Raw genomic sequence first — 19,305 nt, 5'->3', positions numbered from 1 at the left:
AATGGTAGCACGCACGCCACGGTCCACCGACACCCAGGCAGCGCGCGAGAGCCTTGTCCGATGCGCCTTTCGGGGCGTCCGCGGTGCGTTTCCATCGATGTGAACAGCGGCGCTCGCCGCGTCGCGCGCGATGAACGCTTCAGGGCGCGCCGAACGCCGCGGCATGCTGTCGCCGGTTTGACGCACGGCCGTTCGCACGGTCTGCGGTTTCCTGCTCGATGCTTCGCCCTTTTCGGGTCGCGGCGTCGCGTCGATGTGCCCTGGCTTCGCAGCTTCTGAGAGGAACCCAACGTGACGTCTTCTGGATCGGCTCGCGCGGCGCGCCGCAACGCCGCATTGCCCAAGTCTTCCTCCTCCGACGCGCCCCGCCCGGCGTCGTCGCCCATCGTCACGAAGGCCGCCACGGCCGCGAAGGCATCGAAAGCGGCCATTGCGCCGAAGGCGAAGCCAGGCATCAAGGCCGCCGCGAAACCCGTCGCGAAGCGGGCGAAAACGCTGCGTGCGAACGGCGCGGCCAGTCCGAAGCCCGCGAGCCGCACGCGCGACGACAAGGACCGCCCGCTCTTCGAAGACATCCGCTTCCTCGGCCGCCTGCTCGGCGAAGTACTGCGCGAGCAGGAAGGCGACGCCGTGTTCGATGTCGTCGAAGCCATTCGTCAGACGGCCGTGAAGTTCCGCCGTGAGGACGACAGCGAAGCCGCCCAGGCGCTGGAGAAGAAGCTGCGCGCGCTGACGCCGGAGCAGACGGTGTCCGTCGTGCGCGCGTTCAGCTACTTTTCGCATCTCGCGAATATCGCCGAGGACCGGCATCACAATCGCCGCCGCCGCATTCACGCGCTCGCGGGCTCGGGCTCGCAGCCGGGCACCATCGCCTATGCGATCGAGCGCATGCGCGAGCACAAGAACATCAGCGCGACGCGCAAGATGCTGGAGAAATTTTTCGGCGATGCGCTGATCGTGCCCGTCCTCACCGCGCATCCGACCGAAGTCTCGCGCAAGAGCATTCTCGACGCGCAGCACGACATCGCGCGCCTGCTCGCCGAGCGCGATCAGGAACTGACCGACCGCGAGCGCGCGCAGAATGCAGCCGTGCTGCGCGCGCGAGTCACTTCGCTATGGCAGACGCGCATGCTGCGCGACGCGCGCCTCTCCGTCACCGATGAAATCGACAACGCGCTGTCCTACTATCGCGCGACCTTCCTCGCCGAGATTCCCGCGCTCTACGCCGATATCGAAGGCGCGCTCGCCGAGCACGGCCTGCCCGTGCGCCTGCCGCCGTTCTTCCAGATGGGAAGCTGGATCGGCGGCGACCGCGACGGCAATCCGTTCGTCACCGGCGAGACGCTCGAAACCGCGGTCACGCGTCAGGCGATCGTGATCTTCGAACACTATCTGGAAGAGGTGCACAAGCTCGGCGCGGAACTGTCCGTGTCGAACCTGCTCGCCGGTTCGAGCGATGCCCTGAAGGCGCTCGCCGATGCCTCGCCCGACCAGTCGCCGCATCGCACGGACGAACCGTATCGCCGCGCGCTCATCGGCATCTATACGCGGCTCGCGGCGAGCGCGCGCGTGCGGCTCGGCGAAGGCGTCGTCGCGGTGCGCAGCGCGGGGCCGGGCGCGCCGCAGATTCGCGCGAAGCCTTACGCCGATGCGTCCGAATTCGTGCGCGATCTGCACGTGCTGATCGATTCGCTCGCGGAGCATCACGGCGCGTCGATGTCGATCCTGCGTCTGTCGCCGCTCGCGCGCGCCGCCGAAGTGTTCGGCTTTCATCTGGCGAGCATCGATTTGCGGCAAAGCTCGGATATCCACGAAGCGGTCGTGACCGAACTGCTCGCGCGTGCGGGCGTCGTCGCGGATTACGCGTCGCTGTCCGAGGAACAGAAGCGCGAGGTGCTGCTGAAGGAACTGGCGCAGCCGCGCCCGCTGCGTCTGCCCTACGCGCACTATTCCGATCTCGCGAAGAGCGAGCTCGGCGTGCTCGAAGCGGCGCGCGAAACGCGCGAGAAGTTCGGCGCGCGCGCGGTGCGCAACTACATCATTTCGCACACGGAAACCGTCAGCGACCTGCTGGAAGTGATGCTGCTGCAGAAGGAAACGGGCGTGCTGCACGGTTGTCTCGGCGCCAAGGACGATCCGGCGCGCGACGGCCTCATGGTCATTCCGCTCTTCGAGACCATCGCCGACTTGCGCAACGCGCCCGTCATCATGGGCGAATTCTTCGCGCTGCCGGGCATCGACAAACTGATCGAGAACGCGGGCAACGAGCAGGAAGTGATGCTCGGTTACTCCGACAGCAACAAGGACGGCGGCTTCCTCACGTCGAACTGGGAGCTGTATCGCGCGGAGCTGGCGCTCGTCGCGCTGTTCAAGGAACGCGGCACGACCTTGCGGCTCTTCCATGGCCGCGGCGGCACGGTCGGCCGCGGCGGCGGCCCGACCTATCAGGCGATCCTGTCGCAGCCGCCCGGCACCGTCGACGGGCAGATCCGCCTCACCGAGCAAGGCGAGGTCATCGCGAGCAAGTTCGCCAACGCGGAAATCGGGCGACGCAATCTGGAGACGGTGGTTGCGGCGACGCTGGAAGCATCGCTGTTGCCGCACGAGAACGCGCCCGCGCAGTTGCCGCAATTCGAAGCGACGATGCAGACGCTCTCCGATTCGGCGATGGCCGCGTACCGCGCGCTCGTCTACGAGACGCCCGGCTTCACCGACTACTTCTTCCTGTCCACGCCGATCTCGGAGATCGCGGAGCTGAACATCGGCAGCCGGCCGGCGTCGCGCAAGCTGCAGGACCCGAAGCAGCGCAAGATCGAGGATCTGCGAGCGATTCCGTGGGGTTTCTCGTGGGGCCAGTGCCGTCTGCTGCTCACGGGCTGGTACGGCTTCGGCAGCGCGGTGACCGCTTATCTCGACAAGGCGGGCTCGGACGAAGAACGCGCGAAGCGGCTCGCGACGCTGCGCAAGATGCACAAGACATGGCCGTTCTTCAAGAACCTGCTGTCGAACATGGACATGGTGCTCGCGAAGACCGATCTCGCCGTCGCGTCGCGCTATGCGCAGCTCGTCACCGACAAGAAGCTGCGCAAGACGGTGTTCGACAAGATCGTCGCGGAGCACGAGCGCACGTCGAACGTGCTCGCGGAGATCACCGGCAGAAGCGAGCGTCTGTCTGACAACCCGCTGCTCGCGCGCTCGATCAAGAACCGCTTCCCGTATCTCGATCCGCTCAATCACTTGCAGGTGGAACTGTTGAAGCGCCACCGCGCCGGCGATCAGAACGTGCGGCTGCGTCGCGGGATTCACCTGACGATCAACGGGATTGCGGCGGGACTGCGCAATACGGGTTGATGTTTCGCGGCGTCGTGTCGTTGGGGCACGACGCCGTTTTTCCTTCCTAGCCCCTTCGCTTCGCTTCGATCATCATCGCGTCCAGCTCGAACGAGCAGTCGTCCTTCACGCCGAAATACTGACGCACTTCATCGGGCGCGCTTTTCCACATCGACCTGATCGCCGTCACGCGCTCCGGCGGCGTGCGCATGCGCGTCACCCACGATTCGAATTCCAGCGGAATGCGCCAGCGCTCCGTGACTTGCGCGTCGAAGCCGGCGGCATCGAGCATCGCGATCCATTCGTCGGCGCGATAGTCGCGGATATGCGATGCATCGCGCAGGATTTCGATCGCCTGAATGTGCGTGTCGTAGAGCGGATCGTCGATGCCCGCGATATCGATGAACTTCAGCCGCCCGCCCGGCTTCAGCACGCGATGCACTTCCTTCAACGCGGCCGGCACGTCGCGCCAGTGATGCGCGCTCATGCGGCTCACGGCCCAGTCGAACGCGGCGTCCGCGAACGGCAGCGTTTCGGCCGCGCCCTGCTGCGTGCGGATCGTCGTCAGGCCGCGTTCCGTCGCGGCGGCTTCGACCGTCGCGAGCATCTGCGGCGCGATGTCGTACGCCACGACCTCGCGCACGTGCGGCGCGATCGCGAAGCTCGCGTGGCCCGCTCCGCAGCCCATGTCCAGCACGCTCGCGTTGCCGCAGGTGGCCGCGAAGGTCGCGGAGAGATTCTGCAGATCGGCGCCGCTCGCGTGGACGGCGCTCGTGAGATAGGCGGCGGCGGTGCTGCCGAAGGCATCGGCGACCTGGTCGTGGTGTTTCATCGTGGGCTCCGGTTTCGTTATGGCTCTAGTGCCTGCCGCTACAATAGAGCCCGCTTTGTACCAGTACAAGTTGAGCAGATATTCTGGTATCTAAACCACCCGTCGACGCCAGAACGCGCGTTTGAAGTCTGAATGAATCATCCCGACAAGCACGACCCCTTCGCCGAAACGCCCGCGCACGCGCTGGGCGAATTCATCCGCGCGCATCGAGAGCGGCTGTCGCCGCAAGCCGTCGGGCTCGCGCCCGGTCCGCGCCGCCGCACGCCCGGCTTGCGCCGCGAGGAAGTGGCGCAACTCTGCGGCGTGAGCCCCACCTGGTACACGTGGATCGAGCAAGGCCGCCCGGTGTCCGCTTCCGCCGATGCCCTCGCGCGCATCGCGGTCGCGCTGCAGTTGTCGCGTGCCGAACGTGCGTATCTTTTCGAGCTGGCGGCGCAGCGCGATCCCGCCGAGCCCGATCCCGCGAGCCAGGACGCACCCGCCGCGCTCCTTCAGACGGTGGCGCTGATCGGCGCGCCGGCCTATGTGCTCGATCGTCAATGGAACGCGCTGCGCTGGAACGAGCATGCGGCGGATCTCTTCGTCGGCTGGCTCGACGGCACGAACGATCGCAATCTGCTGACCTACACGTTCACGTCGCCGGCGGCGCGCGATCTCATCGTCGATTGGGAGACGCGCGCGCGACGCCTCGCCGCCGAATTCCGCGCCGATTCGATCCGCCATCTGAACGATGCGCCGACGCGCGCGCTCATCGACAATCTGAGCGCCGCCAGCGATGCGTTCGCGCGCTACTGGGCGTCGCAGGACGTGTTCGAGCGCGAAGGCGGCGAGCGCGCGTTCAATCATCCGGCGCGCGGACGCGTGGTGTTCAATCAGATCACCTTCAAGCCGGCGCACCGGGAGGATTTGAAGCTCGTGATTCTCGTCGGGGACGCGTAGCTCGTTTTGTTAAAATCGTAGGCTTCCGGCTTGCCGAAAAAGCCGCCTCAACCGCCACTGCACATCACCATGACGTCCCAACTCCACAAAAAAGGCGAGGCCTGGTCGGCTCGCTTCTCCGAGCCGATGTCGGAGCTCGTCAAGCGCTATACGTCGTCGGTGTTCTTCGACAAGCGCCTCGCCCTCGTCGACATCCAGGGCTCGCTCGCGCACGCGTCGATGCTCGCCGCGCAGAAGGTCATCAGCGCCGACGACGTCGCCGCGATCGAGCGCGGCATGGCGCAGATCAAGGGCGAAATCGAGCGCGGCGAGTTCGAGTGGAAGCTGGATCTGGAAGACGTGCATCTGAATATCGAAGCGCGCCTCACCGCGCTGATCGGCGATGCGGGCAAGCGTCTGCATACCGGCCGCTCGCGCAACGATCAGGTCGCGACCGACATCCGCCTGTGGCTGCGCGGCGAGATCGACCGCATCGGCGAGCTGCTGAAGGATCTGCGCGTCGCGCTCATCGACATGGCCGAGAAGCACGCCGACACCATCATGCCCGGCTTCACGCACCTGCAGGTCGCGCAGCCGGTGACGTTCGGGCATCACCTTCTGGCCTACGTCGAAATGTTCTCGCGCGATGCCGAACGCATGCGCGATGCACGCAAGCGCGTGAATCGCCTGCCGCTGGGCGCGGCGGCGCTCGCGGGCACGAGCTATCCGATCGATCGTCACGCGGTCGCAAAGACGCTCGGCTTCGACGGCATCTGCGCGAACTCGCTCGATGCCGTGTCCGACCGCGATTTCGCCATCGAATTCACGGCGGCGGCCGCGCTCATCATGACGCACGTGTCGCGCTTTTCCGAAGAGCTCGTGTTGTGGATGAGCCCGCGCGTCGGCTTCATCGATCTGGCGGACCGCTTCTGCACGGGTTCGTCGATCATGCCGCAGAAGAAAAACCCCGACGTGCCCGAGCTTGCGCGCGGCAAGACCGGCCGCGTGAACGGCCATCTGATGGCGCTGCTCACGCTGATGAAAGGCCAGCCGCTCGCGTACAACAAGGACAATCAGGAAGACAAGGAGCCGCTGTTCGATACCGTCGATACGGTCGCGGACACGCTGCGCATCTTCGCGGAAATGGCGGCGGGCATCACGGTGAAGCCGCAAGCGATGCGCGCGGCGGCGCTGCAGGGCTTCTCGACCGCGACCGACCTCGCGGACTATCTCGTGAAGCGCGGCCTGCCCTTCCGCGACGCGCACGAAGCGGTCGCGCATGCGGTGCGCATCTGCGTAGACCGCGAGTGCGATATCGCGGACCTGTCGCTCGAACAAATGAAGAAGGAACTGCCGAACGTCGCGCATCTCATCGGCGAAGACGTGTTCGAATATCTGACGCTCGAAGGGTCCGTCGCGAGCCGCGATCACGCGGGCGGCACCGCGCCGGATCAGGTGCGGGCGGCAGCGAAGGCGGCGCGCGCGGCGCTCGACTAAACGTTCCGCATCGGTTCATCCGCACCCCAAAGGCTGGATATCCGTCCGGCCTTTGGGGTGTTTTACATGGCGGGCATGATTGCCTGCCGTTGTCCCGAAGCGCAAAAGAAGAAGCGGATAATGCGCGATCTTCGACTCTGCGCTGGCCGGCCGGTTGATTTCCGCATCAATCGAATTCGCGTCTAAAGCGGCGTTGCATTTCCGATTCGCATCGTCGTTTTATCAACGATGCGCGTGTCCGGTTCCATCGAAAGCAACGCGCCGGTTCCGGCATGGCAATCACTTGCCCGTCCGTTTCGAATGTGTCGAAGGCAATGCGTCAGGCATTGCGCGCGCACGCGCCGAAACGAAACGATCGAAATCAACGCCTCGGTTTTCCGCAAAATGGACAGGCGGCTTTCGCGTCCTGTTTATTCATAAAATCGAATCCAAAGGAAAACTAATCGTCAACTTCAATCTTGCTTCAAGCGGTCGGGTGAGTTATCTATATATCGGCATTACCGCGCTCGGCAATTGTGTTATTTCGCTCAAATGCCGGATCAGACCAAGAGTCGAAACGAACAGAAGGTGAAACAAAGGGGGCCGTCCTGTGAATCTCATTCGTAAGCACTCCAAATCCACGACGCTGACCTTGGCCATGCTCGTCGCTTATTCAGTCGGCGCATACGGCGCGGACTGGGCAGAAGGCGTGACCTATTCGGCAGGCACGACGGTCACCTACAACGGGCACACCTATCAGGCTTTGCAGACGCACACGGCCTATCCCGGCGCAGGCTGGACGCCATCCACCACGCCGACGCTGTGGAAAGATCTGGGCGGCGGGTCGGGAACACCTTCTCCGGCTCCGGCTCCGACGCCTACGCCTACGCCTACTCCGACACCAACGCCTACTCCGTCGCCGACGCCTACACCGACTCCGACCCCAACGCCCTCTGCATGCTTTGCGGCATGGTCGGCGACGCAGGTGTATGCCAATGCGGGCACGAGTGTGACGTATAACGGCCGCAACTATCGGAACAAGTGGTGGACGCAGGGTGACAATCCGGGGCAATCCGGAGCGTACGGCGTGTGGGAGGACATCGGCGCTTGCGCAGGTGGTCCGACGCCGGCACCGGCGCCTGCACCCGTGCCGGTTCCCGTACCCGCTCCGACACCAACGCCGACTCCGACTCCGACTCCGACACCTACGCCAACACCGACGCCGACGCCGACGCCCGTGCCAACCCCGACACCCGCGCCAACGCCAACGCCCGTACCCACTCCAACGCCCGCTCCGGCCCCGACGCCAACGCCAACGCCAACGCCTGCGCCCGCGCCAGCTCCAGCTCCCGCCCCCACCGGCGGACGCGAAGTCGGCGGCTACTTCGCGCAATGGGGCATCTACGATCGCAACTTCAAGCTCAAGGACGTCGACACGTCCGGCTCGGCCAAGATGCTCACGTTCATCAACTACGCGTTCGGCAACATCTATCAAAAGAACGGCGGCTACGAATGCGGGATCATCAACAAGGCCGAGCCCGGCGCGACCAACCCCAACGCCCAGGACGCCGGCACCGGCGGCGACGCGTGGGCCGACTATCAGAAGGGCTTCAGCGCGAACGAATCGGTCAACGGCAAGAGCGACGCCTGGGACTTCCCGCAAAACGATCCGCGCTACGGCGGCGGCAAGGCCGGACCGCTCAAGGGCAATTTCAACCAGTTGAAACAGTTGAAGGCCAAGTATCCGAACGTGAAGATCATCATCTCGCTCGGCGGATGGACCTGGTCCAGATGGTTCGGCAAGGCGGCGACCACCGATGCGCTGCGCAAGCAGCTCGTCGCGTCCTGCATCGACGTCTACATCAAGGGCAACCTGCCGTTTGACGCCGGCTCCAACGCGGGCGGCGACGGCATCGGGGCAGACGTGTTCGACGGCATCGACATCGACTGGGAATTTCCGGGCGGCGGCGGTCAGCCGTACAACACTGTCGATCCGAACGACAAGAAGAACTACACGCTCCTGCTCGCGGAGTTCCGCAAACAGCTCGACGCGATCGGCTCGCAGAACGGCAAGCACTATTCGCTGACGGTCGCGATCGGCACGGGCGGCGACAAGATCGACAACACGGAGCCGGGCGAATACAGCAAGTCGCTCGACTGGATCAACATCATGTCCTACGACTTCCACGGCGGCTGGGAAGCCACCGGACCGACGGACTTCCAGGCGCCGCTCTACGCCGACCCCGAGAGCCCCAACTACAAGGTGGGCGGGTACGCGCCGACCTACAACGTCGACAGTGCGGTCAAGAGCCTGCTCAAGGCGGGCGTGCCGACGTCGAAGATCGTGGTCGGCATTCCGTTCTACGGGCGGGGATGGACGGGGGTCAGCGCAGGGCCGCAAGGCAACGGTCTCTATCAGAAGGCCAGCAAGCCCGCGCCCGGCAAATACGAGGAGGGCATCCAGGACTACCGCATCCTCAGAGCGCGGGCGGCACCCTGTATGAGCATCCCGTCGCGAAGACGTCCTACAAGTTCGACGGCACTCAGTGGTGGTCCTACGACTCGCAGGCCGCCATCAAGATCAAGATGGACTACGTCAAGGCGCAGAACCTGCGCGGCGCCTTCAGCTGGGAACTCGACGGCGACGGTCCCAACGCGGAGCTCCTGAAAGTCATGAGCGACGGACTCAAGTGACGTCCGGTGTAGGGCGCGCGATCGCATGACGCCGCATCTGCGATCGCGCGCATGGCGACGTATTCGAACTTGCAGGAGCAGCCATGCCTGAACGATTGAGCAACGCCGGATCGCCGGCGGCGAGCGCATTGCGAACGAGACTGGCGCGACCGGACATCGGCCTGCGCCGGCGCGGCTTCACCTTGCTGGAACTGCTGGTGGTGCTGCTGATCATTGCGCTGCTGGCGGGCTACGTCGGACCGAAGCTGTTCGGCGAAGTCGGCAAGGCGCGAAGCAAGACGGCCGCCTCGCAGATGAAGGGCATCGAAAGCGCGCTCGACCGCTACCGGCTCGACACCGGCCACTTTCCATCGACGGACGCCGGCCTCGCCGCGCTGATGACGAACGTCGGCAACACCTCGGGCTGGGAAGGCCCCTACATGAGCAGCGCGATCCCGAACGATCCGTGGGGCAAGCCGTATATCTACCGCACGCCTGGAGAAAACGGCAAGGACTACGACCTGATGACCTACGGCGCCGACGGCAAGCCCGGCGGAAGCGGCGAAGACGCGGACATCGTCAACAAATGACGGGCGCGGTGACCGCCATGCGATATCGCGTTCAGGTCGACACGGACAGCGGCCGGCAGGAGTTGGAGCTCGATGCCGCCGACGACGCGCAACTGCGCCAGAGCGTCGCGGAGATGGGGCTGTCGCTGGTCGATGCGGCCCCCGTCGATCGAAAGAAGCCCGGCTTCACCTTCCGCAAGCCGGTGTTCGAGCGCGCGCTCTTCACGCAGGAGCTGATCGCCCTGCTCGATGCGGGGTTGAGCCTCGTCGAAACCGTCGAGACGCTGCGCGACAAGAGCAAGGAAGGCCTCAACCGGACCGTGCTGCAACGGATCGTCGCCGCGCTGTACGAAGGCGAGCCGCTGTCGCGCGCGCTCGAGCGTCAGCCGGAGCATTTTCCGCCGCTCTATGTCGCGACCGTCGCGTCGGCGGAGCAGACCGGCCATCTCGCCGAGGCGCTCAAGCGCTATCACCACTACGACGCGCGGCTTTCCGCGGTGCGCAAGAAAGTCGTGTCGTCGATGGTGTACCCGTCGATCGTCATCGCGACCGGCGCGCTCATCGTCCTGTTCCTCGCGTTCTACGTGATTCCGAAGTTCAGTCAGGTGTTCGCATCGATGAAGGACATTCCGTTCTCCGCCCGCGTGATGCTCGCCTGGGGCAACCTCGTCGCGGCGCACGGCGGCGTGCTGCTCGCGGGCATACTCGCGGCGCTCGTCGGCGCGGGCTTGTCGCTGCGCAGCGCGAAGGTGCGCGGCAAGCTGTTCGCGGCGTTCCTCGCGCTGCCGAAGCTCGCGGACTATCAGCGCCTCTTCGCGCTCACGCGCTTTTATCGCACGCTCGGGCTGCTGCTCGCGGGCGGCATGCCGATGGTGACGTCGATGGAACTGGCCGCGCAGGTGTTGCCCGCGCAGCTGCGCACCGCGCTCACGCAGGCGCTCGACGAGATTCGCGCGGGCAAGCCGCTGTCGGGCGCGCTGCCCGCCGCGAACCTGACGACGCCGGTGGCCGAGCGGCTCATCCGCGTCGGCGAGCAGAGCGGCGAGCTGCCCGGCATGGTCACGCGCTCGGCCGAGTTCTGCGACGAAGAGCTGGACCGCGCCATCGACACCCTGATGCGCGTCGTCGAACCGGTGCTGATGCTGGTGGTCGGCGGCGTCATCGGGACGATCATCTTTCTGCTGTACATGCCGATCTTCCAGCTCGCCGGCGCGGTGGGGTGAAATCATGGAACGAGCCAGCAGTGCCGCCCCCGTCCCGCGTCCCCGGCAGCAGCAGGTCTGGGAAGACGCGCAGCGCGATCCCGTCGATTATCTGCACAGCGTGACGCAGATGCTCAGCCTGCGCGGCTTCGACGCCGCCGCGCTCGAAACGCTTGATCCGCGCTTCGAGTTGCTGTCCTTTGGCGACGCGATGTCGCGCAAGTGCCTGCTCGCCTCCGACGCCGACGCCGCGCTCTGGCTCGTGCTCGCCGATCCGTTCGATGCGCCGCTGCGCGCCTGGGCGATGAACCGCGTGAAGAAGCCGTTCCGCTTCGCCTTCTGCGTGCCCGCCGAACTGATGGCGTATCTCGCGCTGCACGAGTCGGCGCATCAGGCGCTCACGCAGATCAGCGTCGACGGCAAGAGCGGCGCATCGGCCGATACCGGCGTCGAGATCACGCTGGCGACCCTCGCCGCCGATGTGCATCCGGTGATCCGTCTCGTCAATTCGTCGCTGTACGACGCGCTCAAGGCGCGCGCGTCGGACATCCATATCGAGAGCACGAAGGCGGGCCTCGTCATCAAGTACCGCATCGACGGCGTGCTGCAGGAAACGGCGAGCGCGCCGGGCACCGATACGGCCGAGCAGGTGCTATCGCGCCTCAAGGTCATGGCGGACCTCGATATCGGCGAGCGGCGCGTCCCGCAGGACGGGCGCTTCAAGGCGCTCATCAATCAGCGCGAGATCGACTTCCGCGTGTCGATCATGCCGTCGATCCACGGCGAGGACGCGGTGCTGCGCGTGCTCGACAAGCAGCGCGGCGACGCGAGCAGCACCGCGTTGCGGCTCGATTCGATCGGACACGAGCCGGAGATCGTCGAGCTGGTCCGCTCGATCGCGCACGAGCCGTACGGCCTGCTGCTCGTGACGGGGCCGACCGGCTCGGGCAAATCGACGACGCTGTACGCCACGCTCACCGAGATCAACACCGGCGAGGAAAAGATCATCACGATCGAGGACCCGGTCGAATACGAGCTGCCGGGCGTGCTGCAGATCCCGATCAACGACAAGAAAGGACTGACGTTCGCGCGCGGCCTGCGCTCAATCCTGCGCCACGATCCGGACAAGATCCTCGTCGGCGAGATTCGCGACGGCGAGACCGCGGGCATTGCGGTGCAGGCGGCGCTGACGGGCCACCTCGTGCTGACGTCGGTGCACGCGAACGACGTGTTCTCCGTGCTCGACCGCTTCCTGCACATGGGCGTCGACATGCACAGCTTCGTCGACGCGCTCCTCGGCGCGGTCGCGCAGCGGCTGATGCGCAAGAACTGCCCGCATTGCGCCCGCGAGGACGCGCCGCCCGACGACGCGCTCCTGCGCGCCTCGGCGCTCACGCGGGAACAGGTCGCCAACTGGCGCTTCTGCAAGGGCGCGGGCTGCGAGATGTGCAGACGCACGGGCTATCTCGGACGTCAGCCGATCGCGGAAGTGCTGCGCCTGAACGACGCGATCAAGCAATGCTTCGTCGAGCGCCGGCCGGTCATCGAGTTGAAGCAGCTCGCTTATCAGGGCGGCTTCGTGCCGATCCGGCAAATCGCGCTGCGCGCGGTCGCGGACGGGCGCACGACACTCGCCGAAGTGAACCGCGTCACGAAAGTCGACGCCTGACGGAGAACACCATGTCACGTTGGGCCGACCGGATCGAGGCATGGCGCACGATGGCGCGCAAGCCCGGGCTCGCGAACGCTGCGCCGTTCAGGGCGGCGTCCGCGAAAAGCGCCGCGTTCATGAGCCGCACCACCCTCTGGGTCGACGGCCAGCACGCCCGCGCGCTCAAACCCGCGCGCGACGCCGATGCGCCGCTGCCGCTGCCCGCGCCGGGCGACGTTGCCGCCGCGCTCGCCGCGATCGAAACGCTCGCGCCGAAGCCGGCGAGCCCCGGCTTGCACGCGCTGCGCGTGGTGGTCGGTGCGCCGTTCGCGTGCTACTACGCGTTGCCGTGGCAGGCGCTCGCGAAGCCGCAGGACTGGGTGCCGGCCGCGCGCGCGCTGGCGCTTCGAAGCGGCGCGGGCGGCGAAGCCTGGCGCTACGCCGTCAGCGACGGCGCGTGGGGCCAGGGGCGTCTCGCCGCCGCGATACCCGAAGCGCTCTGCGCGGGCATCGAGCGGCTGTGCAAGAAGCGCAGGCTGCAATTGCTCGGCATCGAGCCCGGCTACACGTTCGCGCTCCAGAAGCATGCGGCGCGCATCCGTGACGGCGCGATCGCGATCGTCGAACTGGAGCAAGCGCAGGGCGATGCGGCGATCGCGCACATCGGTGTGCGCCGGGGCGGCGGCTGGACGGCGTTCATCGGGCTGCCGGTGTTCCGCGCGACGGGCGGCGGGCTCGACGACGTGCTGCGCGACGCCTTCGCGCTATGCGTCGACGCGCCGCCCGAGCGACGCTACGTGATCGGGCCACGCGACGCCCGTCACTGGGCCGCGGACGCATCGCTCATCGAGTGGCTGCCGTCGCCCTGGGACGGCGCCGCATGAAAGCCCCCGTCATCGACCTGCATCGCCCCAACCGGGCGAATCCCGTGGCCGGACTGGTCGCGCTGGTCATCGGCGTGGTCGTCGTGATCGCGGCGATGCAATACCTCGATGTGCTCAAGGATCACGGCGCGGCGCTCGACGAGCGCGAATCGGTCATCGCCCGAAAGGAAGCGAAGTTCAAGACCATCAGCAACGCGAATCGCGCCGCCGGCGATGCGCAGCAGGCGACGCTGATGGCGCAGCAGCGCTATGCGGCCGAGCCGGCGCGCGATCTGATCGAGGGCGGCTGGCATCCGAATATCGCGCTGCTCACCGTGGATATCGTCACGGCGGCGCGGCAGATCAACATGCAATTCGAGACGCGCTCCGCGCAGGAAGCCCTCTCCTATGCCGACTGGTTCCAGGCCCAGCCCGGCACCGAGAGCGTGTCGGTGAAGCGCCAGTCGGAGAAGCCGGGGCCGCCGGTCAAATCGGTGGAAACCGCGTTGCAGGTCACGTGGAAACCGTTCGTCGCGCAGCCGCTGGCCAGCCAGGCGGCGGACGCGGCGCCCGCTTCCGCGCCGGCGGCGGCATCGTCCGCGCCAACGGCGGCATCGCCCGCGCCCTCCCCGCCGCCGTCCGCGGGCCAGTCCAGCGGGGGGCGCCGATGAACCGGTGGCGATGGGAGCTGCAACGCGCGCAATGGCGCCTCGGCACCTTCGGCCTGCTCGCGCTGCTGCTCGTCGGCGGCGCGGCGGTCATCACGCTCGTGGAGGCGCTGCCCTTGCGGAGCGACATCGCCGCGCGCGAAACCGATCTGGACGCGCGCGCCGCGAAGCTCACCCAGCCCCCGCCGCCCTCGCCCGACCAGGCGCTCGCGCCCGTCAGCGCCGAGCAGCGTTATTTCGTCTTCCTGCACAGTCTGCATGCGATCGCCGCGAGAAACGGCGTGGCGATTCCGCAGATCTCCTACCAGCTCGCCGCGCAGGACAAGGACTCGACGTTGCGGCGCTACATCGTGGACACGACCTTCACCAGCAGCTATCCGCAACTGCGCGGCTTCCTCGCGGAACTGCGGCCTTTGCCGGGCGTGCGCTGCGAGCGCCTCACGATATCCCGGCCGAATATCGGCGAGACGCAGCTGGAAGTGCGTCTGCAATGCGCGTTTCTCGTGGAGGCGTCGAAATGAAGCCGCTCGATGTCCGCACGCTGAAGATCTCGAAGCCGATACGGGCCCTGCTCGCGGTCACGCTCGGCCTGATCGTGTTCTCGTATTTCCGGGGCGCGAAGGACGACGCACCCGCGCAGGACACCGAAGCGCCGACGCGCACGGCGCCTGCGCCCGCCTCGGCGGCACAGGCCAGCGCGCCGGCCGCGGTCGCCGCCGACGATCGGCCGCGCATCGATCTTTTTCCCAGCCAGAACTGGCAGCCGCCCCCTCCGCCGCCGCCACCGCCGCCTCCGCCCGGATCGGTCAAGCCGCCTCCGCCGCCGGAGCCGCCGCCGCTGCCGTTCACCGTTCGCACGCTCTGGCTGGATCAGCAAGGCGCGTTTTACATCGTGCTCGCCAGCACCGGGCGCGAGTTCGCGCTTTGCGCGGACTGCCAGAAGAAAGGCTTCCTGCGCCGCGGCGACGTCATTCTGAACGCATGGCGGATCGAGGACATCACGCGCAAGGAAGTGCGCCTGACGTATCTGCCGCTGAAGCGTCGGCAAACGCTGTCACTCGGGGAACTCAAATGAGCCGGCTCAAGGATGTGACCATCTGGCTTCTGCTTCCGCTCATCGCGTCGTGCGCGGGCGATCTGCATCGTCAGGACTTGCAGAACCGGCTCGCCGGCATGCCGCCCGACGCGCAACTGGCCCTGCTCGCGGAGCAAAGCGCGCAGTATCCCGACGATCTCGAGATCAAGAGCTGGCATCTGCGGCTGCAGCGCCAGTTGTCGACCGAGTATCTGCAGCGCGCGACCGTGGCGTACCGCGCGGGCGACGCCGCGCAGGCGCTCGCGTGGGCGCACAAGGCGCAAGCCGCCGCGCCCGGCGACGACAACGCGCGCGAGATGATCGCCTGGATCGACAAGCAGGCGGGGATCGACAGCGCCGTGCAATACGCCGACACGATCCGGCTGGATCAGCCGCAAACGGCGCTCGCGATCCTCAACGACGTGCTCGCGAAGCAGCCCGACAACGCACGCGCGGCGCGGATGCGCGACGACCTGCTCGCGCCGAAGGCGGCGGATCTCGCCCCGAAGCTGAATCAGGATCTCAACCAGCCGATCACGGTGCAGTTCCGCGACCAGCCGCTCATCAGCATCTTCGAGCTGGTGGCGAACATCACCGGGCTGAACTTCACCTTCGACCGCGAAGTGCAGGCCGCCACGCCGACCACCATTTACGCGAGCAACACGCCCGTCAAGCAGGTGCTGACGATGGTGCTGCAGGCCAACCAGCTCGCGAGCAAGGTGGTGAGCGGCAATTCCATCCTCATCTATCCGAAGCGGCCCGACAAGGAGACCGAGTACAAGGATCTCGTCGTGCGGACGTTCTATCTGCAGAACGCGCAGGCGGCGCAGGTGCTCGGCGTGCTCAAGCAGATGGTCAAGACGCGCGACGCCGTGCTCGACGAGCGCACCAACGCGATCATCATGCGCGACGCGCCGGACACCATCAAGGTCGCCGAGCGCCTCATCCGCGCGCTGGACGTGACGCCCGCCGAAGTCGTGATCGATGCGCAGATTCTCGAAGTGTCGTCGTCCGATCTGCTGCACATGGGCATTCAGTATCCGGACAGCGTGCAGTTCGGCCTGAAGTCCGGTACCGCCGACGACGGCACGACCCTTCCGCCGAACACCGTCACGCTGCAGCAATTGCGCAATCTCAACAGCAGCGACGTGCTGGTGCGGATCGGGCCGGTCGGCGTGAACTTCCTGCAGACGCAGGGCAAGACCCGCACGCTCGCCAATCCGAGCATCCGCGTGAGAAACCGCGAGAAGGCCAAGGTGCTGATCGGCGACCGGCTGCCTGTCGTCACGACCACGCTGTCGAGCAATTTCAGCTCGGAGAGCATCAACTATCAGGACGTGGGCCTGACGCTTGAGGTCGCGCCGGTGATCGTCAATTCCGACGAAGTGCAGGTGAAGCTGCGCATGGAAGTGTCGAACGTCACCGATACGATCACGACGTCCACGGGACTCGTCGCCTATCAGATCGGCACGCGCACGGCCGAAACCGTGATGGGCGTGCGCAACAACGAAACGCAGATGCTCGCGGGGCTCCTGCAGCGCAACGAGCGCGCCGCGGGCTCCGGCCTGCCGGGCTTGAGCCGCATTCCGCTGCTCGACCGCATCTTCGGCGACCGCGTCAACGACGACCGGCAGACCGAGCTCGTGCTGCTGCTGACGCCGCGCATCGTGCGCAATCAGACGATGCCCGCCGGCAACGTGATGCAGTTCGACTCCGGCACGGAGAACCGCATCACGACCGAGCGCGATCCGGTCGCGAGCAACGAAAGCGTGCGCATGTTGCCGCCGCCGGCCGCGATGCCCGCCATGCCCGCGCCGCCCGCCATGCCGCAGCCGCCCCAGCCGCCCCAGCCACCCGCTGCGCCCGCACCGCCGCCCGTCGCCGCTTTGCCGTCGCCCAGACCGGGCGCCGCGCCCGAGCCGACGACGCGCACCCAGCCCTGACCCATGCTACGAGCCCCCGCGATGCAACGAGGCTTCACGATCATCGAACTGCTGGTCACGCTCGCGATCCTCGCCGCGCTGGCGATGGTCGCCGCGCCGCTCGTGCAGGTGGCCGTCCAGCGCCAGAAGGAAGACGATCTGAGGCGCGCGCTGTGGAGCATCCGCGATGCGATCGATGCGTACAAGAAGGCCGGCGACGAAGGCAAGTTCGACCGTCCGCTCGGCGAAACGGGCTATCCGCCCAAGCTCGGCACGTTGGTCGAGGGCGTGGTCGACAAGACCAATCCGAAGCACACGCGCATCTACTTCCTGCGGCGCGTGCCGCGCGATCCGATGTGCGACTGCCCGAGCCGCTCCGACGATTCGACCTGGGGCAAGCGCAGCTACGCGAGCGACGCGGACTCGCCGAGCGAAGGCGACGACGTCTACGACGTGTATTCGCTTTCCGAGGGCACGGGGCTGAACGGCGTGCCCTATCGCAAATGGTGACCGTCATGCTGACGAAGCTGCGCCGCGCATTCACGCTGATCGAGTTGCTGGTCGTGCTGGCGATCGTCGCGACCTTGCTCACGCTCGTCGTGCCGCGCTATTTCGGCCAGGCGGACAAGGCCCGCGAAACCGTGCTGCATCAGAACCTCGCGGCGCTGCGCGATTCCATCGACCGCTTTCGCGCCGATCAGGGGCGCTATCCGCAATCGCTCGACGAACTGGTGCAGAAGCGCTATCTGCGCGAGGTGCCGATGGACCCCGTCGCGCAAAGCCGCGCCACATGGACGACGGAGCCGCCCGCCGACGGCACGCCCGGCGTCTACAACGTGCGCAGCGGCGCCAAAGGCAAGGCAAAGGATGGGACCGACTACAGCTCGTGGTAAGCGGCCGGGCGCCGCGCGGCAACGCGGCTTCGGCATGTTGTGGGCGCTGATGTGCGTCGCGCTGATCGCCATTTATCTGATGCAGGTCGGTGAAGTCTGGACGACGCAAGTGCAGCGCGCGAAGGAGGACGAACTCCTGCGCAAGGGCGACGCCATTCGCGCGGCCATCGCGGCGTATGTCAAGGCCGACAAGAGCGGCGCGTTTCCGAAGCGCTTCGAGGATCTGCTGCGCGACCCGCGCGCTTCGTTCGTGCAGCGCTATCTGCGCGCCGCCTATGCCGACCCGATGACCAACGGCGAGTGGCAGACCGTGCGCGGCCCGGACGGAGAGTTGTACGGCGTGTACAGCGCGTCGACGGAGGCGCCGTTGAAGAAGGACGGCTTTCCCGACCTCTACGCGAGCTTCGCCACGCAGACGAGCTATTCGGAATGGAAGTTCACCTACTACCCGGAAAGAAACATGAGCCGGCGGTAGCCCGACCTATCCGGCGATCGCATCGACCGCGTGCGCGCCGATCATATCTGGAGAACAGTGATGTTATCGATTCGCAGAAAGTTGGCAGTGCTGCCGGCCGCGCTCATGCTTCACGCCGGGATGACGCTCGCTCAGGAGGCATGGCGCGAAGGCGCGACCTACGCGCCGGGTGCGACGGTGACGTACAACGGCCGCGTCTATCAGGCGCTGCAGTCGCATACCGCGTATCCGGGGGCGGGATGGACGCCGTCGAGCACGCCGACCTTGTGGCGCGACATCGGCACGGGGGGCGGGACGTCGACGCCTGTTCCCGCGCCTGTTCCCGTGCCGACGCCAACGCCAGCGCCAGCGCCAACCCCAACGCCAACCCCAACGCCAACGCCAACGCCAACGCCGACGCCGACGCCGACGCCGACGCCCGCAGGATGCAATACGTCATGGTCCGCGGATCAGACCTATGCGCAGCCCGGCACGCGCGTGACATACAACGGGCGCAACTATCGGAACAAGTGGTGGACGCAGGGTGACAACCCCGCGCAGTCGGGCGCGTATGGTGTATGGGAAGATCTCGGAGCGTGTAGCGGCGGAACACCGACGCCAACGCCAACACCCGTACCGACTCCGGTTCCCGCGCCCGTACCGACGCCCACACCCACACCCACGCCCACACCGACACCGGTTCCAACGCCAACGCCAACGCCAACGCCAACGCCAACGCCAACGCCAACGCCAACGCCAACGCCAACGCCAACGCCAAC

At 66.6% G+C, this 19,305-nt stretch carries 16 protein-coding genes and 1 pseudogene; 16 read left to right on the top strand and 1 reads right to left on the bottom strand.

The window, feature by feature from the left end; all coding sequences use genetic code 11:
- The first annotated feature begins 291 nt into the window (after window positions 1-291).
- Window positions 292-3,351: a phosphoenolpyruvate carboxylase gene (gene ppc, locus AWB78_RS03915; RefSeq protein WP_062602461.1), complete on the top strand. Its 3,060-nt coding sequence runs from the start codon at window positions 292-294 to the stop codon at window positions 3,349-3,351.
- Between the two features lie 46 nt (window positions 3,352-3,397).
- Here ppc and AWB78_RS03910 read toward each other — a convergent pair whose 3' ends face one another.
- Window positions 3,398-4,162, bottom strand: coding sequence for a class I SAM-dependent methyltransferase (locus AWB78_RS03910; RefSeq protein WP_062602460.1), 765 nt, complete (start codon window positions 4,160-4,162; stop codon window positions 3,398-3,400).
- 132 nt (window positions 4,163-4,294) lie between these two features.
- Here AWB78_RS03910 and AWB78_RS03905 point away from each other — a divergent pair, with 132 nt between their 5' ends.
- From AWB78_RS03905 to AWB78_RS48155, 15 genes and pseudogenes are all read left to right on the top strand, one after another.
- The gene (locus tag AWB78_RS03905) at window positions 4,295-5,101 is read left to right on the top strand and encodes a helix-turn-helix transcriptional regulator (protein ID WP_062602458.1); all 807 of its coding nucleotides are present in this window, start codon (window positions 4,295-4,297) and stop codon (window positions 5,099-5,101) included.
- Between the two features lie 69 nt (window positions 5,102-5,170).
- Window positions 5,171-6,577 (top strand): argininosuccinate lyase, encoded by a 1,407-nt coding sequence (gene argH, locus AWB78_RS03900; RefSeq protein WP_062602456.1) that lies wholly within the window; start codon window positions 5,171-5,173, stop codon window positions 6,575-6,577.
- A gap of 637 nt (window positions 6,578-7,214) precedes the next feature.
- Window positions 7,215-9,250, top strand: a pseudogene (locus AWB78_RS47510) (glycosyl hydrolase family 18 protein).
- A gap of 83 nt (window positions 9,251-9,333) precedes the next feature.
- Window positions 9,334-9,819, top strand: coding sequence for a type II secretion system major pseudopilin GspG (gene gspG / locus AWB78_RS03885; protein WP_232477604.1), 486 nt, complete (start codon window positions 9,334-9,336; stop codon window positions 9,817-9,819).
- A 17-nt stretch (window positions 9,820-9,836) separates the two neighbouring features.
- Window positions 9,837-11,021 (top strand): type II secretion system F family protein, encoded by a 1,185-nt coding sequence (locus tag AWB78_RS03880; protein WP_062602942.1) that lies wholly within the window; start codon window positions 9,837-9,839, stop codon window positions 11,019-11,021.
- Window positions 11,022-11,025: 4 nt separating this feature from the next.
- Window positions 11,026-12,669 carry a GspE/PulE family protein gene (locus AWB78_RS03875; protein WP_062602455.1) on the top strand — a complete coding sequence of 548 codons (1,644 nt, stop codon included), beginning with the start codon at window positions 11,026-11,028 and terminating at the stop codon, window positions 12,667-12,669.
- An 11-nt stretch (window positions 12,670-12,680) separates the two neighbouring features.
- Window positions 12,681-13,535 carry a hypothetical protein gene (locus tag AWB78_RS03870; RefSeq protein ID WP_062602453.1) on the top strand — a complete coding sequence of 285 codons (855 nt, stop codon included), beginning with the start codon at window positions 12,681-12,683 and terminating at the stop codon, window positions 13,533-13,535.
- The gene (locus AWB78_RS03865; RefSeq protein WP_062602451.1) at window positions 13,532-14,185 is read left to right on the top strand and encodes a hypothetical protein; all 654 of its coding nucleotides are present in this window, start codon (window positions 13,532-13,534) and stop codon (window positions 14,183-14,185) included. Before AWB78_RS03870 ends, AWB78_RS03865 begins: the two co-directional genes overlap by 4 nt.
- Window positions 14,182-14,703, top strand: a complete 522-nt coding sequence (locus AWB78_RS03860; RefSeq protein ID WP_062602450.1) for a hypothetical protein — start codon at window positions 14,182-14,184, stop codon at window positions 14,701-14,703. The genes AWB78_RS03865 and AWB78_RS03860 overlap by 4 nt, the downstream gene beginning before the upstream one ends.
- Window positions 14,700-15,257, top strand: coding sequence for a hypothetical protein (locus tag AWB78_RS45710; protein WP_062602448.1), 558 nt, complete (start codon window positions 14,700-14,702; stop codon window positions 15,255-15,257). Before AWB78_RS03860 ends, AWB78_RS45710 begins: the two co-directional genes overlap by 4 nt.
- Window positions 15,254-17,200 carry a secretin GspD/PilQ domain-containing protein gene (locus AWB78_RS03850; protein WP_062602447.1) on the top strand — a complete coding sequence of 649 codons (1,947 nt, stop codon included), beginning with the start codon at window positions 15,254-15,256 and terminating at the stop codon, window positions 17,198-17,200. Before AWB78_RS45710 ends, AWB78_RS03850 begins: the two co-directional genes overlap by 4 nt.
- A 21-nt stretch (window positions 17,201-17,221) precedes the next feature.
- Complete coding sequence (locus tag AWB78_RS03845) at window positions 17,222-17,689, top strand: type II secretion system protein (protein ID WP_062602445.1); 468 nt, start codon at window positions 17,222-17,224, stop codon at window positions 17,687-17,689.
- A 5-nt stretch (window positions 17,690-17,694) separates the two neighbouring features.
- Window positions 17,695-18,072, top strand: a complete 378-nt coding sequence (locus AWB78_RS03840) for a type II secretion system protein (RefSeq protein ID WP_062602938.1) — start codon at window positions 17,695-17,697, stop codon at window positions 18,070-18,072.
- Window positions 18,047-18,547: a type II secretion system protein gene (locus tag AWB78_RS03835; RefSeq protein ID WP_062602443.1), complete on the top strand. Its 501-nt coding sequence runs from the start codon at window positions 18,047-18,049 to the stop codon at window positions 18,545-18,547. Before AWB78_RS03840 ends, AWB78_RS03835 begins: the two co-directional genes overlap by 26 nt.
- A 60-nt stretch (window positions 18,548-18,607) precedes the next feature.
- Window positions 18,608-19,305 (top strand): carbohydrate-binding protein (locus AWB78_RS48155; protein ID WP_332460075.1); only part of this gene is annotated, 698 nt, incomplete at its 3' end.

Source organism: Caballeronia calidae (assembly GCF_900044055.2).
Taxonomy (GTDB): domain Bacteria; phylum Pseudomonadota; class Gammaproteobacteria; order Burkholderiales; family Burkholderiaceae; genus Caballeronia; species Caballeronia calidae.
The sequence above is the reverse complement of the archived record's forward strand: the minus strand, read 5'-3'. Positions and strand labels throughout refer to the sequence as shown.